Raw genomic sequence first — 14,331 nt, forward strand, 5'->3', positions numbered from 1 at the left:
GGACCGATGCCCCAGAGTCCGAGGGCCGGGGACGAAGGGCCAGGGAGCTGAGAGCCCACGGGTCGAAAGGCCGGGACCGATGCCCCAGAGTCCGAAGGCCGGGCACGAAGGGCCAGGGAGCTGAGAGCCCACGGGTCGAAAGGCCGGGACCGATGCCCCAGAGTCCGAAGGCCGGGCACGAAGGGCCAGGGAGCTGAGAGCCCACGGGTCGAAAGGCCGGGACCGATGCCCCAGAGTCCGAGGGCCAGGGACGACGGGCCAGGGAGCTGAGAGCCCACGGGTCGGAGGGCCCACGGGTCGGAGGGTCCACCGGTCGGAGGGCCGGGGCCTCAGGGGCGTGGGCCGGGGGCTGAAAGGGTGAGGGGACGCGGGTGGGAGTGGGGGGCGGAGGGTCAGCGTTCCTCTCTGAGGCCGCTGAAGACCAGTTGCGCCACCGCGTCGGCGACCTCGCGTTCGCCCATGCCTCGGCTGTCGGGGCGGTACCACTCGACGAGTGAGTTGATCATTCCGAAGACCAGGCGGGTCGCCAGGCGGACCTCGATGTCGCCGCGTACGTCCCCGTCGGCGGCCGCGGCCTTCAGGAGTTCGGCCACCTGGTGGTCGAACTCGCGGCGCCGCTCCAGGGCCCAGCGCTCGGTGTCCGTGTTGCCGCGCACGCGCAGCAGCAGGGTCACGTACGGGAGTTCCGCGGTGAGTACCTCGACCATGCGCCGCACGACGTACTCCAGGCGCTCCACCGCACGCCCCACGCGCGCGTGCTCCTCGTCGAGGATGCCGAAGAGACCGTCCAGGGCCCGGCTGACGGCGCGGCGCAGCAGCTCCTCCTTGCCCGTGACGTGGTGGTATATCGAAGACTTCGAGATACCGGCCGCCTTGGACAGGTGCTCCATGGAAGTGCCGTCGTAGCCGCGCTCGTTGAAGACCTGGACGGCGACGGAGAGCAGGCTCTCGGGGGTGTACGTGTCGCGCTTGGCGGTGGTCATGAGGTTCCCTCGCGCTTCTCGGTGGCGTACGCGTGGCGGTAGAGCGCGAGAGAGGGCGCGTAGCGCCCGGAGGGATCGCGCTGGTGCAGGTCGTCCAGAAGGGAACAGGCCCAGCTCCGGCCGAGCCTGCGGCTCCATTCGAAGGGGCCCAGGGGGTAGTTGACCCCCAGCCGCATCGCGGTGTCGATGTCCTCCTCGGTGGCGACGCCCTTGGCGACGGCGTCGTGCGCCAGGTCGACGATCCGCGCCACGGTCCGGGCGACGATCATGCCGGGTACGTCCCCGATGACGCTGACGGTCTTGCCCAGCGCCTGGAACAGGCCGACGGCCTCGGAGAGGGTCTGCGGGGCGGTGTCCTGGGAGGCGGAGAGGGCGATCCTGGTCGCCCGGCGGTAGTCGAGCGCCAGGTCGAAGTAGACGACGTCGCGGAACTCGACCGACGTCTGGCCGTCGGCGAGGACCAGCTGGCCGCCACTGGGCAGCACCAGGCGGGTCCCGTGGTCCTCCTCGTCCTCGCGGACCTGGATGCCCGCCTCGCGGATCAGCGTGAGCAGTTCGGAGGCCGGACCCAGATCACCCTCGGCGACGACGTACGCGGGTGCCTGCGCCTTCTCCGCGGTGTGCGGCTCCGGACGCTCGGCGTCGGCTCCGTGGTCGTACCAGCCGTGCCCCGTCTTGCGGCCGAGCCGGCCGGACTCGACGAGTCGCCGCTGGGCGAGCGAGGGCGTGAAGCGCACGTCCTGGAAGAAGGACTGCCACACGGAGTGCGTCACGGACTCGTTGACGTCCTGACCGATCAGGTCGGTCAGCTCGAAGGCCCCCATCCGGAAGCCGCCGCACTCGCGCAGGACGGCGTCGATCGTCGCGGGGTCGGCGGCCTGCGCCTCGTACACCGCGAAGGCCTCGGCGTAGAAGGGCCTGGCGATGCGGTTGACGATGAATCCGGGGGTGTCGGCGCAGGCGACCGGCGTCTTGCCCCAGGCGCGTGCCGTCTCGTACGCGCGCGTGGCCGACGAGAAGTCGCTCGCGTACCCGGAGACGACCTCCACCAGCGGCAGCAGCGGCGCCGGGTTGAAGAAGTGCAGTCCGACCAGCCGGCCGGGGTTGCGCAGGGCGCCGCCGATGGCCGTGACGGACAGCGACGAGGTGTTGGTGGCGAGGAGACAGTCGTGCTCGACGATGTCCTCGAGCTCGCGGAACAGCTGCTGTTTCGCCTCGAGTTGTTCGAGCACCGCCTCGACGACGAGCGCGCAGTCCGCCAGCTCGGCGAGGCTGTGCGCGGGGTGCAGCCGGGCGCGTGCCGCGTCCCGGTCGGCGGCGGCGAGCCGGTCCTTCTCGACGAGCCGGTCGAGGCGCGCGCCGATCGCTTTGGCCGCCACGTCGGCACGCCCGGGAACCGTGTCGTAGAGCCGCACGGGGTGGCCCGCGACGAGCGCGACCTGGGCGATGCCCTGGCCCATGGTGCCGGTGCCGACGACGGCCACGGGGCTGCTGAGGTCGAGTGCTGTCATGTGCGCGATCCTCCCGCACGGGGTTTTCCACAGATGCGGCGGACCCCCTTGTCCCGACCGATCGTTCGGTTACTCTAACTCTGTCCGGCTATTTCTGCCCAGGTCATGAGCTCAGCGAAGAGTTCTTGAGACGAGGAGATGGTCCCGCATGGCCGCCGAACTGACCGCGCACGAGCTGACCGCCCAGCACCGGCCCACCCTCGACCAGGCGCTGGAAGCGATCCGCACGCGCGCGTACTGGTCCCCCCACCCCGAGCACCCGAAGGCCTACGGGGAGAACGGCAGCCTGAGCATGGCCGAGGGCAAGGCCGCCTTCGACGCCCTCCTCGGCAGCCGCCTCGACCTCGGCCAGCCCGGCACCGACGACTGGGTGGGCGGTGAGATCTCCCCGTACGGCATCGAGCTGGGGGTCACCTACCCGCACGCGGACGTCGACGTGCTGCTGCCCGCCATGCGGGCCGGACAGCGGGCCTGGCGCGACGCGGGCGCGGAGATGCGCGCGATGGTCTGTCTGGAGATCCTCAAGCGGATCGCCGACCGCACGCACGAGTTCGCGCACGCGGTCATGCACACCAGCGGCCAGGCCTTCATGATGGCGTTCCAGGCGGGCGGCCCGCACGCGCAGGACCGCGGCCTGGAAGCGGTGGCGTACGCGTACGTGGAGCAGGTCCGCACGCCCGACACCGCGGAGTGGACCAAGCCCCAGGGCAAGCGCGACCCGCTCGCGATGACCAAGCAGTTCACGCCGGTGCCGCGCGGTGTCGCGCTGATGATCGGCTGCAACACCTTCCCGACGTGGAACGGCTATCCGGGCCTGTTCGCCTCCCTGGCCACCGGTAACGCCGTGCTCGTCAAGCCGCACCCGCGCGCGGTGCTGCCGCTCGCGCTCACCGTGCAGGTCGCGCGCGAGGTGCTCGCCGAGGCGGGTTTCGACCCGAACCTGGTGGCGCTCGCCGCCGAGCGGCCCGGGGAGGGCATCGCCAAGACCCTGGCCGTGCGCCCCGAGATCCGGATCATCGACTACACCGGGTCGACGGCGTTCGGCGACTGGCTGGAGACCCACGCCCGCCAGGCGCAGGTCTACACGGAGAAGGCGGGCGTCAACACGGTGATCGTGGAGTCGACCGACGACTACAAGGGGATGCTGTCCAACCTGGCCTTCTCCTTGTCCCTGTACAGCGGCCAGATGTGCACGACCCCGCAGAACCTCCTCATCCCCCGCGACGGCATCCGCACGGAGGAGGGCTCCAAGTCGTACGACGAGGTGGTCGCCGACCTCGCCCGGTCGGTCGACGGACTCCTCGGGGACGACGCGCGTGCCAACGGGCTGCTGGGCGCGATCGTGAACCCGGACGTCAAGGCACGTCTGGAGGCCGCGGCAGGGCTCGGCGAGGTCGCCCTCGCGTCGCGTGAGGTCGGCAACCCGGAGTTCCCGGACGCGGTCGTCCGCACCCCGGTGATCGTCAAGCTCGACGGTGCCCGGAAGTACTGGGAGGGTGCCGACGACGAGGCCGCCTACATGAACGAGTGCTTCGGACCGGTGTCCTTCGCGGTCGCGGTCGACTCGGCAGGGGATGCGGTGGAGCTGCTGCGGCGGACCGTCCGGGAGAAGGGGGCGATGACCGTCGGGGCGTACACCACCGACGAGGTCGTCGAGGAGGCCGTACGGGAGGCCTGTCTGGAGGAGTGTGCCCAGCTGTCCCTGAATCTGACGGGCGGCGTGTACGTCAACCAGACGGCCGCGTTCTCGGACTTCCACGGGTCGGGCGGCAACCCGGCGGCGAACGCCGCGCTGTGCGACGGGGGCTTCGTGGCCAACCGGTTCCGGGTGGTGGAGGTCCGACGCTAGGACCTGTTCCGCCGGACAGGTCCCAGGCCCCGCGGCCCAGGCCTGATCCAAACGGCAGGCCCTAGCCCCCTTGCGGGGCGCTCCAGTGGAACAAGGTCATGGCCACGCTCGTCGCCAGGTTGTAGCTGGAGACCTGGGGGCGCATCGGGAGCGACACCAGATGGTCGGCACGCGCGCGCAGGTCGGTGGAAAGGCCGCTGCGCTCGGAGCCGAAGGCGAGCACGGCGTCGTCCGGGAGCTTCAGTCCCCGGATGTCCTCGCCGTCCGGGTCGAGGGCGAACACCGGCCCGGACGGCAGCTCGGCCACCGTCAGCCGCTCCACGGCGGTCGCGAAGTGCAGGCCCGCCCCGCCCCGCACCACCGTGGGGTGCCAGGGGTCGAGGGTGCCCGTGGTGACGACGCCGGTCGCGCCGAAGCCGGCCGCGAGGCGGATCACGGCGCCGGCGTTGCCGAGGTTGCGCGGATGGTCGAGGACGACCACGGGGGCGGTGCGGGGTGTGCGGGCCAGCGCCCGCAGATTGGCCTCGCGGGAGGGACGTACCGCCAACGCGGCCACCGCGGTCGGGTGCGGACGCGGGACGAGGGAGCGGTACGTGGCCTCCGGAACCTCCACCAGGAGGGCGTCCAGGGCCTCGCGTACGTCCGGGGCCAACTCGTCGGTGAGGGTGAGCGCCGCCGGCCGGTCACTGGTGACCGCCACCAGGACCTCGGCCCGGAAGCGCACGGCGTGCTTGAGGGCGTGGAAGCCGTCGAGCAGGACGGAGGTGTCGGCGAGGCGGTGCCAGGCGCTCACGGGGTCCTGGTCCTGCCGACGGTCGCCCACCGGGTCCTGCACACGGTCCGTGGGGTCGCTTGCGGGGTCCTTCATGCGGTGAAGCCTACGTGCGAGTCCTCGGCCGGCTCCGGGGTGCGCGGCCCCTGAGCGCGCTGGCCCGGCAGCTTCCGGGCGCCGGGCGGAAACAGTCGTCCACGCCCGCGTGCCGCCCATCCGCCGAGGCGCCGCAGGAACGACGTCGGCAGGAACACCGCGTCGGCGGCGATCATCGCGAGCGAGAAGAACGGCAGCCCGAGGACCACGGCGATCACGGCGTGCTCGGTCATCATGGCGGCCAGCAGGACGTTCTTGACGCGCCGGTTGATCAGGGTGAAGGGGAAGGCGACCTGGACGGCGACCGTCCCGTAGGTCACCAGCATCACGATCGTGCCGTGTGAGGCCAGCAGGTCGGACAGAGCGGGCCAGGGAGAGAAGTAGTCCAGGTGGAGCGGGTAGTAGACGGCCGTGCCGTCCTGCCAGCGCGAGCCCTGGATCTTGTACCAGCCGGCGGTCGCGTAGATCAGACACGCCTCGGCCATGATCACGAGCAGGGCCGCGTTGTGCACGGCGTTGGCGATGACGTCGAGCAGGATCCGAGGCTCCGCGGCGCGCGCCAGGCGGCCGACGGCCCCCCACAGCGCCTGGACCGCCCACAGCCCCCAGAAGATCGCCAGCCAGCCGGGGCTCAGCCGCCCCGCGCCCGTCGCCGCGGCCAGCAGCAGGCCGAGCACCGCCCACAGGACGAGACCGACCCGGTCCTGGGTCCCGGCCCGGGGAAGGTCCTCACGCGCGCGCGCCTCCCGTGCGAGCCGGGCCCGCCGGGCGTCCAGCGACCACACCTGTCCACAGCGTGTGAACACCAGATAGATCGCCATCAGGTGGATGACGTTGTCGCCGCCGTCCCCCATGAAGATGCTGCGGTTCTGCAGCGAGAGCACGCCGACCATGAAGAGCACGGACATCGTGCGGGTCCGCCAGCCCACCAGCAGCAGGAGAGCCGAGAGGACGGCCAGGGCGTAGACGGTCTCGAACCACACCTGGCTGTCGGACCACATCAGGATCGTGAAGGCGTGGTTGTCCGCGACGAGCCGCTGGGCGAGGTCCCACTTCCACGGTCCGTCGGGGCCGTACATCTCCTGGCGGTGCGGGAACTCGCGCAGCAGGAACAGCAGCCAGGTGGCCGCGAAGCCGATGCGGATCACGGCCGTCTGGTACGGGCCGAGGGCGGCGTCGGTGACCCGGGCGATACCGCGCGAGATCGACACTGCGATGCGGTTCATCGGGCGCTCGCCTCCGTCCGCGCGTCCGTGACGTCCTCCTCGGGAACGGTCCACCAGGGCAGCTCGCGCAGGACGGGCGTGTCGGACACCTGCTCCTCGCTCCATTTCGGGGGCGGCACGTTGGTGGTACGCGAACGGACCTGGACGCTTTCGACGACGGCACCCTTGCCGCCGGCCCCCTCACGGTCGAGACGCAGCACGACGATCCGGCGCAGATAGCGCTGGGAGAGGTCGCCGCGCAGGCCCGCGGGGCGGTTGTCGTTGTCGTGCGTGCCGATGTAGAAGTCCCAGGCCCGGCGCAGTTCGTTCTGCTGGGTGTGGCTCGGCAGCAGATTGCCGTCGATCGCCGCGCCGTCCAGCGCGGACAGGTCGTACCAGCCGGTCTCGGTGATGCCACCGTCCGCGCCGCGGACCTGCGCACGGACCTGGACGTCGATGTTCTGCTGCAGCGGGTTGGGGGCGAAGAGCTTCCAGTTCTGCTCGAACTCCGGGTAGATCCAGTCGTCGATCGCCCGGCCGTGCTGCTTGGTGACCGTGTTCGAGGGCGCGACGTGCAGAAACACCATGCCGAGGTGCACACAGGCGACCACCGCGACGACCGCGAGGGCGAGCGCGGCGACAACCTGGGAGCGGAGGGGGAGGGAGGCTATGCCGGTGGGGACGGGGGCGGGGACAGGGGGATCGCCGATGGGCGCCTGGCCACCGGATTCCTGGTCGACGGATTCCTGGCCACCGGATTCGTGGCCACCGGATTCCTGGCCGACGGATTCCTGGTCGGGCGAGGGTGTGCTGTCGGGGGTGGAACCGGCGGAGGCGGGGCCCTCGGGCAGGGAGCCGTCAGGGCCGTCCGGCAGATGCCGGGCCTTCGTACCCTCGTCGTACGCGTCCATTCCGCCCCGATTCCCGATCCCGGTCCGATTCCTGCCGCCGGACCGCGCGGCGCCGTGGCGCCCGCGCGCACCACACCGCGGCGTGCGCACCGGAACGGTACTCAGGCCGGACCGCCCAGCACAGCCCCATTCGGCACAGCGGGCACAACAGCGACACAACAGCGACCCTGAGGTTATCCACAGCGGTGGACACCCTACGGCCGCCCGCCCCGCCGTGCGGCGATAGAAACCGAACGTTCGGTCTGCCGAGGCGGTGGGCCTTCCGCGGCCGGACCGTTCCCTTCTTGTAGAACCTGTTCTATCTTGACGCTCCGTCAGATCCGGTGTCCGCCGGGTCGGTGGATCGGTGCGTGGGAGGACAGGGACGTGGACTTCACCTTCACCGAGGAGCAGCAGGCGGCGGTCGAGGCGGCGAAGGCGGTGTTCGGCGGGGTCGCGCCCGACGGAGTACCCAGCCCAGCGATCACCGCGGGCGCCGTCGCCGACGACTTCGACCGGGCGCTGTGGACGAAGCTCGCCGATGCGGATCTGTTGAGTCTGTTGCTCGCCGCGGAGTACGGCGGGGCGGGCCTGGACGCGATCGCCCTGTGCCTGGTGCTGCGCGAGGCGGCGAAGGTGCTGGCGCGGGTGCCGTTGCTGGAGAGCAGTGCGGCGGCAGTGGCCGTACAGGCTTACGGCGGCGAGGAGTTGAAGGCGGAGCTGCTCGCGCGGGCGGGCCGGGGCGAGGTCGTGCTGACCGTCGCGGCGAACGGACGGACCGGGCACGACCCGGCCGAACTCGCCGTGACCGCACGGCGGGACGGTGACGTGTGGGTGCTGGACGGGGTGCAGACGGCGGTTCCGTGGGCGCAGAACGCCGACTTCACCGTCGTACCCGCGCACACGGGCGGCGGCCGGACCGTCCTCGCGCTGGCACCCCGGGTCCATGAGGGCGTCGTCCTCGGCGAGCAGATCTCCACGACCGGGGAACGGCTCGGCGAGCTGCGTCTGGAGTCCGCGCGGATCACCGCCCGGGATGTCATCGACGCCGACGGGGCGTGGGAGTGGCTGCGCGAGCTGTTGGCCACCGGGACGTGCGCGCTGGCGCTCGGGCTCGGCGAGCGGGTGCTCGCGATGACCAGCACGTACACGGGCAAGCGGGAGCAGTTCGGGTTCCCGGTCGCCACGTTCCAGGCCGTCGCCGTGCAGGCCGCCGACCGCTATATCGACCTGCGGGCGATGGAGGCGACGCTGTGGCAGGCCGCGTGGCGGATCAGCACGGGGGCGGGGGGTGCGCTTCCGGCGTCCGGGGACGTGGCCGTCGCCAAGATCTGGGCGTCGGAAGGGGTACGACGGGTCGTGCAGACCGCGCAGCATCTGCACGGGGGGTTCGGCGCCGACGTCGACTACCCGCTGCACCGGTACCACGCCTGGGCCAAGCAGCTTGAACTGTCGCTCGGACCGGCGGCGGCGCACGAGGAGGCACTGGGGGATCTGCTCGCGGCCCATCCCTTGGGCTGAACGCCCACGCCCACGCCCACGCCCACGGCTCGTCCTCGCCTCTCCAGGTGTGGGCAAGCCCCGGGCAGCGGTGGTGAACGTCACTCGGCGGATGCGAGCGCGGGCGCGAACCCTGCCGGTGGCTCCAGCGTGCGTGAACCCTCGCCGGTGGCGAGCACGGAGCCGGGGTGCCCTGCCGGTGGCTAGAGCACGAAGCCGGGGGTGCCCTTGTCGTCCACGACCGGGCGGCCGGCGGCGGCCCAGACCTGCATGCCACCGTCGACGTTCACGGCGTCGATGCCCTGCTGGACCAGGTACATCGTGACCTGCGCCGAACGGCCCCCGGAGCGGCAGATCACATGGACCCTGCCGTCCTGCGGCGCCGCCTCGGTCAGCTCGCCGTAGCGTGCGACGAACTCACTGATGGGGATGTGCAGCGCCCCCGCGGCATGGCCCGCCTGCCACTCGTCGTCCTCCCGGACGTCCAGCAGGAAGTCTCCGTCCGCGAGATCCCCGACCTCGACCGTGGGCACACCAGATCCAAAACTCATGCCCCCGACGCTACCCGACCGGGCAGGCGACCCGAAGCCCCCGCCGGACAGGCCCTAGTCGACCAGCCGGGTCAGCTCCTTCTCGCGCTCGTCGACCTGGGCCAGCAGTTGCTCGGCGATCTCGTCCAGGAGCCGGTCCGGGTCCTCCGGGGCCATTTTGAGCATGGCGCCGATGGCACTCTCCTCCAGCTCGCGGGCGACGAGGGTCAGCAGTTCCTTGCGCTGGGCGAGCCACTCGAGGCGGGCGTAGAGCTCCTCACTGCGGCTCGGCTTCCACTCCTCGGGCACCGGGCCCGCCGCCCACTCCTCGGACAACTCCCCCAGCAGGGCCTCGTCGCCACGGCTGTACGCGGCGTTGACCCGGGCGATGAACTCGTCGCGCCGCCTGCGCTCGTCGTCGTCCTGTGCCAGGTCGGGGTGGGCCTTGCGGACCAGCTCACGGTAGAGCTGACGGGCCTCGTCGCTGGGGCGTACGCGCTGCGGGGGGCGTACGGACTGGTCCGTCAGCATCGCCACCGCCTCGGGGAACAGTCCCTCGGAGTCCATCCAGCCGTGGAAGAGCTCCTCGACCCCGGGCATCGGCATGACCCGCGCCCGCGCCTCGTCCGCCTTGCGTATGTCCTCCACGTCCCCGGTGCGCGCGGCGACCGCCTCGGCGATCTGCGCGTCCAGCTCGTCGAGCCGCGAGTACATCGGGCCGAGCTTCTGGTGGTGCAGGCGCGAGAAGTTCTCGACCTCGACGCGGAAGGTCTCCACGGCGATCTCGAACTCGATCAACGCCTGCTCGGCCGCCCGCACGGCCCGCTCCAGCCGCTCCTCGGGCCGCGGCTGCGCCTCGGGCGCCGCCTCCGGGGCGGACCCGTCGTGGGCATCCGCATCCCCGGCGCCCTGGGGCCGGGCATCCTCGGCCTGGGTACGGTCGGACTCGCTGTGCTCGGCTTCCGGGGTCGTCACCCGACCAGACTAGGCCACGGCCCCTTACGACTCGCGGCCTTCCCCCGGCCGGGGCGGTGCGCCACGCCCCAGCCCTGCCGCTCTCGGGCCGCCCCGCTCCTCTCGAATCGTGCGGCTCACACCCCGAGCTCCGCCGCCAACCGCCCCTCCCTGACCGCCGCTACCAGCTCCGCGTGGTCCGCCTCCGTACGGTCGGCGTAGGCCACGGCGAACGAGGCGATGGACTCGTCCAACTCCTCGCTCTTCCCGCAGTACCCGGCGATGAGACGGGGGTCGGCGGTGTGGGTGTGGGCGCGCGCGAGAAGGGCGCCGGTCATACGGGCGTAGTCGTCGACCTGGTCGGCGGCGAGGGCGGCGGGGTCGACGCTGCCCTTGCGGTTGCGGAACTGGCGTACCTGGAAGGGGCGGCCCTCGACGGTGGTCCAGCCGAGCAGGATGTCGCTGACGACCTGCATGCGCTTCTGGCCGAGGACGACCCGGCGGCCCTCGTGCGGCACCTCCGGTATGGCGTGGCCGGCCGTCGCCAGGTGCGGGAGCAGCGCCGATGCGCGGGCCTCCTTCACCTGGAGGACCAGGGGTTCGCCGCGGTGGTCGAGGAGCAGCACGACGTAGGAGCGGGTGCCGACGCTGCCGGTGCCGACGACGCGGAAGGCGACATCGTGCACCGCGTACCGGGCGAGGAGGGGGAGACGGTCCTCGGAGACGGTGGTCAGGTAGTGCTCCAGCGAGGCAGCGACCGCCGAGGCCTCCGCGTCGGGTACCCGGCGCAGCACCGGAGGCGCGTCCACGAAGCGGTGGCTGCCGTCCTCCGTCGGCCGGGTCGACTTGGCCGCGAACCGTCCGCTGGTGTTGGCCCGCGCCTTCTCCATGACCCGCTCCAGGGTGCCGAGCAGGTCGTGGGCGTCGGCGTGGGAGACGAGTTCCTCGTCCGCGATGGCGTTCCACGCGTCCAGCACCGGGAGCTTCGCGAGCAGCCGCTGCGTGCGTCGGTAGGCACCGACCGCGTCGTGGGCGGCCTTGCGACAGGTGTCCTCGTCCGCGCCCGCTTCCCTGCCCGCGAGCACGAGCGAGGTGGCGAGGCGCTTGAGGTCCCACTCCCAGGGGCCGTGTGCCGTCTCGTCGAAGTCGTTCAGATCGATGACCAGGCCGCCGCGCGCGTCTCCGTACAGGCCGAAGTTGGCCGCGTGGGCGTCGCCGCAGATCTGGGCGGCGATGCCGGTCGCGGGGGTGCGCGCGAGGTCATAGGCCATGAGGCCGGCCGAACCGCGCAGGAAGGCGAAGGGGGTGGCGGCCATCCTGCCGACCCGTATCGGAGTGAGCTCCGGGATCCGGCCGAGGTTGGACTCCTCGACGGCGGTCACCGCGTCCGGCCGGCCGGCGTCGAAGCTCAGCTCCGCATGCACGCCGCGCGGCACCCGTCGGCGCAGCGCCTTGCCCTCTTCCTTGGGTGCGGCCTGCACGGGCCGGCCCGCGAATCCCCGCACGCCGAAGACCCCGGACACCCTGGACGCCTGCCCACCCTGTTCGCTCCGGCGATCTTCTTCGCTCCGCCGACCCTGTTCGTCCTGTCCGCCCCGATGATCCTGATGGTCCCGCCCGCCCGGTCGGCTCCGCTGGTCCTGCTGCGCCCGATCCACTGCACCAAGATCCGTCATACCGACTGCCTCCCCCGTCACGCACGAACATCAACTCGTCATGACCGTACCGCCGGTGGCTGAAACGCGTCAGACCCTGTGGACAACTCTCAGCCTGTGGAAAACCCCGCCCTCGCGATCAGCTCACCATCAGCCCCGGTCCGGGGTCACTTGCGGAGTTCGCCCGGGCACGGCGGGCTCCCCGGCAGGTGCTCCTCCGCCCAGGTTCCGAGTTCCAGGAGCGCGGGCTGCAGTGCGGCGCCCGCCTTCGTCAGGCCGTACACGACCCGCAGCGGAGGACCCTCGTCGACCTCGCGGACGACCAGCCCCGCCGCGCCGAGTTCCGTGAGGCGGTCGGAGAGCATCCGTTCGCTGATGCCGGGGATCGCTCTGCGCAGGTCGGCGAAGTGCGCGGGATGCGGCAGCAACACGGCCACGACCAGGCCGGTCCAGCGCTTCCCGAGCAGTTGGAAGACGCGGGCCATGCCGTCGTCGACCCTCTGGCACGGCCCTGCGTCGTGAATCCCCGGATCTGGCATGGGTCCAGGGTACTGTGTTCCCGTAGGGGGATGAAAAAAAGTAAGTAGCTGTGTTATCTCTAGTCCAGTACGAAAAGTTCGCCCCCTTCTCCTGGAGATCCCCATGGCCACCCTCCTGCACGTCGACTCGTCCGTTTTCCCGGGCGCAGCCTCCGCCTCCCGCACGGTCACGGACGCGTTCCGCAAGGCCTGGGAGGAGCAGCACCCGCAGGGCACCGTGATCTACCGCGACCTCGCCGTGAACCCGGTGCCGCACATCACGGCCGACGCCCACACCGCCGGTTTCGCCCCCGCGGACGCGCACACCCCCGAGCAGGCCGCGGCCTTCGCCGAGCGCCTGACGTTCATAGAGGAGCTGGAGCAGGCGGACGCGATCCTGATCGGCGCGCCCATGTACAACTTCACGATCCCCTCGACCCTCAAGGCGTGGCTGGACCAGGTGATCCTCATCGGCCGTACCGCCATGAGCGAGGACTCGAAGATCAAGGGCACCCCGGTCACGGTCGTCGCCAGCCGCGGCGGCTCCTACGCGCCGGGCACCCCGCGCGAGGGTTACGAGTACGTCCAGAACTACCTGGAGGCGGTCCTGCGCGACACCCTCGCCCTGGACGTCCACGTCATCGTCCCGGAGCTCACGATGGCGCCGCACAACCCGGCGATGGCCGATCTGATCCCGCTGTACGAGGCCTCCCGCACCAAGGCCGCCCACGAGGCGGCCACGAAGGCCAAGGAGTTCGCCGAGCGCTTCGCCGCGTAGCCCCTCCGGGGGAGGGGTGAATGAACCCCTGCCTCGGTACGCCCCCCCCATGACGCGACAGCCCCGCAGGTTCGTGACCTGCGGGGCTGTGCGTATGGGCCGCCGAATGCCCACTGCCGCGGGGGATGGATCACAGCGGGCATCCGGCGGCGGTACCGGGGGACGATCGGGCCGAGGGGCCGAGTGGGCCGAGCCGGCTACTTGTACGCCGGGAGGCTGCGGCTCACCCAGCCGGAGAAGGGAGTGGCCGGGCGGCCCAGGACCTTCTCCACATCGGGGCTGACCCGCTGTTCGGCGGGGAGCGGGGCACCGAGGATGTCCAAGGTGCCGGGGATGACGTCCTCCGGCATGAACTGGGCCATGTGGCTGTGGGCGGCCTCGCGGGTCAGTTCCACGAAGGTCACTTCCTCACCGATGGCCTCGGCGATCACCTCGGCCTGCGCACGCGGGCTGACCGCTTCGGGGCCGGTCACCTCGTACGTACGACCGGCATGACCGTCCTCGCGCAGGGCGACCGCGGCGACCGCGGCGATGTCCGCGGGGTCGACGACCGGCAGGGCCACGTCACCGAACGGGGCGAAGACCGTGCGGTCGGCGCGGACCGACTCGGCCCAGGCGAAGGCGTTGGAGGCGAATCCGCCCGCGCGCAGGATCGTGAAGTCGAGGCCCGATCCGCGAACGGCCTCCTCGAACTCGCGCAGCCTGCCGTGCGAGGCGGAGTCGGGGCGGGTGGCGTTGATCTGCGAGGAGAGCAGGACGACCCGCTTGACGCCGGCGTCCCGGGCTGCGGCCAGCAGGTCGGTCGCGGCCTCGCCGTAACCGAGCAGTTCGCCGGCGAGCAGGATGAAGAAGGCGTCGGCGCCTTCGAGTACCGGCCGCATGCTCTCGGCGCTGCCGAGGTCGGCCTGGGCGTGGCGGACACCGGCCGCCGGGGAGGGCAGCGGGCGGCGCGAGACCGCCACGACCTGCTCCCCCGCCTCGGCGAGCGCCTCGATCAGCGGACGTCCGACATTTCCAGTGGCTCCAGTGACGACGATCATCAGAAAAAACTCCCTAGTGCGTTAATCCGAACCAGTAATCAGCAGTCATC

13 protein-coding genes are annotated in these 14,331 nt (G+C 71.5%); 3 read left to right on the forward strand and 10 right to left on the reverse strand.

Annotated elements, in window-relative coordinates:
• Positions 1–392: 392 nt before the first annotated feature.
• Together ACZ7M2_RS32165 and ACZ7M2_RS32170 are read right to left on the reverse strand one after the other, a co-directional pair.
• Positions 393–983, reverse strand: a complete 591-nt coding sequence (locus tag ACZ7M2_RS32165; protein WP_352049495.1) for a TetR/AcrR family transcriptional regulator — start codon at positions 981–983, stop codon at positions 393–395.
• The gene (locus tag ACZ7M2_RS32170; RefSeq protein ID WP_471598303.1) at positions 980–2,494 is read right to left on the reverse strand and encodes a 3-hydroxyacyl-CoA dehydrogenase; all 1,515 of its coding nucleotides are present in this window, start codon (positions 2,492–2,494) and stop codon (positions 980–982) included. Before ACZ7M2_RS32170 ends, ACZ7M2_RS32165 begins: the two co-directional genes overlap by 4 nt.
• 148 nt (positions 2,495–2,642) lie before the next feature.
• Here ACZ7M2_RS32170 and paaN point away from each other — a divergent pair, with 148 nt between their 5' ends.
• Complete coding sequence (gene paaN, locus ACZ7M2_RS32175) at positions 2,643–4,343, forward strand: phenylacetic acid degradation protein PaaN (RefSeq protein ID WP_471598304.1); 1,701 nt, start codon at positions 2,643–2,645, stop codon at positions 4,341–4,343.
• A gap of 61 nt (positions 4,344–4,404) precedes the next feature.
• Here paaN and ACZ7M2_RS32180 read toward each other — a convergent pair whose 3' ends face one another.
• The 3 genes from ACZ7M2_RS32180 to ACZ7M2_RS32190 are packed head-to-tail and all read right to left on the reverse strand — an operon-like array spanning position 4,405 to position 7,327.
• A complete protein-coding gene (locus ACZ7M2_RS32180; protein ID WP_471598305.1) occupies positions 4,405–5,211 on the reverse strand; it encodes a TrmH family RNA methyltransferase in 807 nt (268 codons plus the stop codon).
• Positions 5,208–6,437: an HTTM domain-containing protein gene (locus ACZ7M2_RS32185; RefSeq protein WP_471598306.1), complete on the reverse strand. Its 1,230-nt coding sequence runs from the start codon at positions 6,435–6,437 to the stop codon at positions 5,208–5,210. The genes ACZ7M2_RS32180 and ACZ7M2_RS32185 overlap by 4 nt, the downstream gene beginning before the upstream one ends.
• The gene (locus ACZ7M2_RS32190; protein WP_471598307.1) at positions 6,434–7,327 is read right to left on the reverse strand and encodes a DUF5819 family protein; all 894 of its coding nucleotides are present in this window, start codon (positions 7,325–7,327) and stop codon (positions 6,434–6,436) included. The genes ACZ7M2_RS32185 and ACZ7M2_RS32190 overlap by 4 nt, the downstream gene beginning before the upstream one ends.
• A gap of 366 nt (positions 7,328–7,693) precedes the next feature.
• On the opposite strand from ACZ7M2_RS32190, the gene ACZ7M2_RS32195 reads away from it, so the two are divergent.
• Positions 7,694–8,827, forward strand: coding sequence for an acyl-CoA dehydrogenase family protein (locus ACZ7M2_RS32195; RefSeq protein WP_471598308.1), 1,134 nt, complete (start codon positions 7,694–7,696; stop codon positions 8,825–8,827).
• Positions 8,828–9,009: 182 nt separating this feature from the next.
• On the opposite strand, the gene ACZ7M2_RS32200 is transcribed toward ACZ7M2_RS32195, so the two are convergent.
• The 4 genes from ACZ7M2_RS32200 to ACZ7M2_RS32215 all read right to left on the reverse strand — a co-directional run bounded on the left by ACZ7M2_RS32200 (position 9,010) and on the right by ACZ7M2_RS32215 (position 12,484).
• A complete protein-coding gene (locus ACZ7M2_RS32200; RefSeq protein ID WP_054237233.1) occupies positions 9,010–9,339 on the reverse strand; it encodes a rhodanese-like domain-containing protein in 330 nt (109 codons plus the stop codon).
• 72 nt (positions 9,340–9,411) lie between these two features.
• Positions 9,412–10,311 (reverse strand): hypothetical protein, encoded by a 900-nt coding sequence (locus ACZ7M2_RS32205; RefSeq protein WP_471598309.1) that lies wholly within the window; start codon positions 10,309–10,311, stop codon positions 9,412–9,414.
• A 116-nt stretch (positions 10,312–10,427) separates the two neighbouring features.
• Positions 10,428–11,813: a DUF2252 domain-containing protein gene (locus ACZ7M2_RS32210; RefSeq protein WP_471598310.1), complete on the reverse strand. Its 1,386-nt coding sequence runs from the start codon at positions 11,811–11,813 to the stop codon at positions 10,428–10,430.
• A gap of 299 nt (positions 11,814–12,112) precedes the next feature.
• Positions 12,113–12,484, reverse strand: coding sequence for a winged helix-turn-helix transcriptional regulator (locus tag ACZ7M2_RS32215; RefSeq protein ID WP_471598311.1), 372 nt, complete (start codon positions 12,482–12,484; stop codon positions 12,113–12,115).
• A gap of 103 nt (positions 12,485–12,587) precedes the next feature.
• Here ACZ7M2_RS32215 and ACZ7M2_RS32220 point away from each other — a divergent pair, with 103 nt between their 5' ends.
• A complete protein-coding gene (locus tag ACZ7M2_RS32220) occupies positions 12,588–13,241 on the forward strand; it encodes an FMN-dependent NADH-azoreductase (protein WP_471598312.1) in 654 nt (217 codons plus the stop codon).
• A 197-nt stretch (positions 13,242–13,438) separates the two neighbouring features.
• Here ACZ7M2_RS32220 and ACZ7M2_RS32225 read toward each other — a convergent pair whose 3' ends face one another.
• Positions 13,439–14,281 (reverse strand): NAD(P)H-binding protein, encoded by an 843-nt coding sequence (locus ACZ7M2_RS32225; protein ID WP_471598313.1) that lies wholly within the window; start codon positions 14,279–14,281, stop codon positions 13,439–13,441.
• Between the last annotated feature and the right edge of the window lie 50 nt (positions 14,282–14,331).

The sequence above is a fragment of the Streptomyces sp. NPDC111507 genome (genome assembly GCF_055638955.1).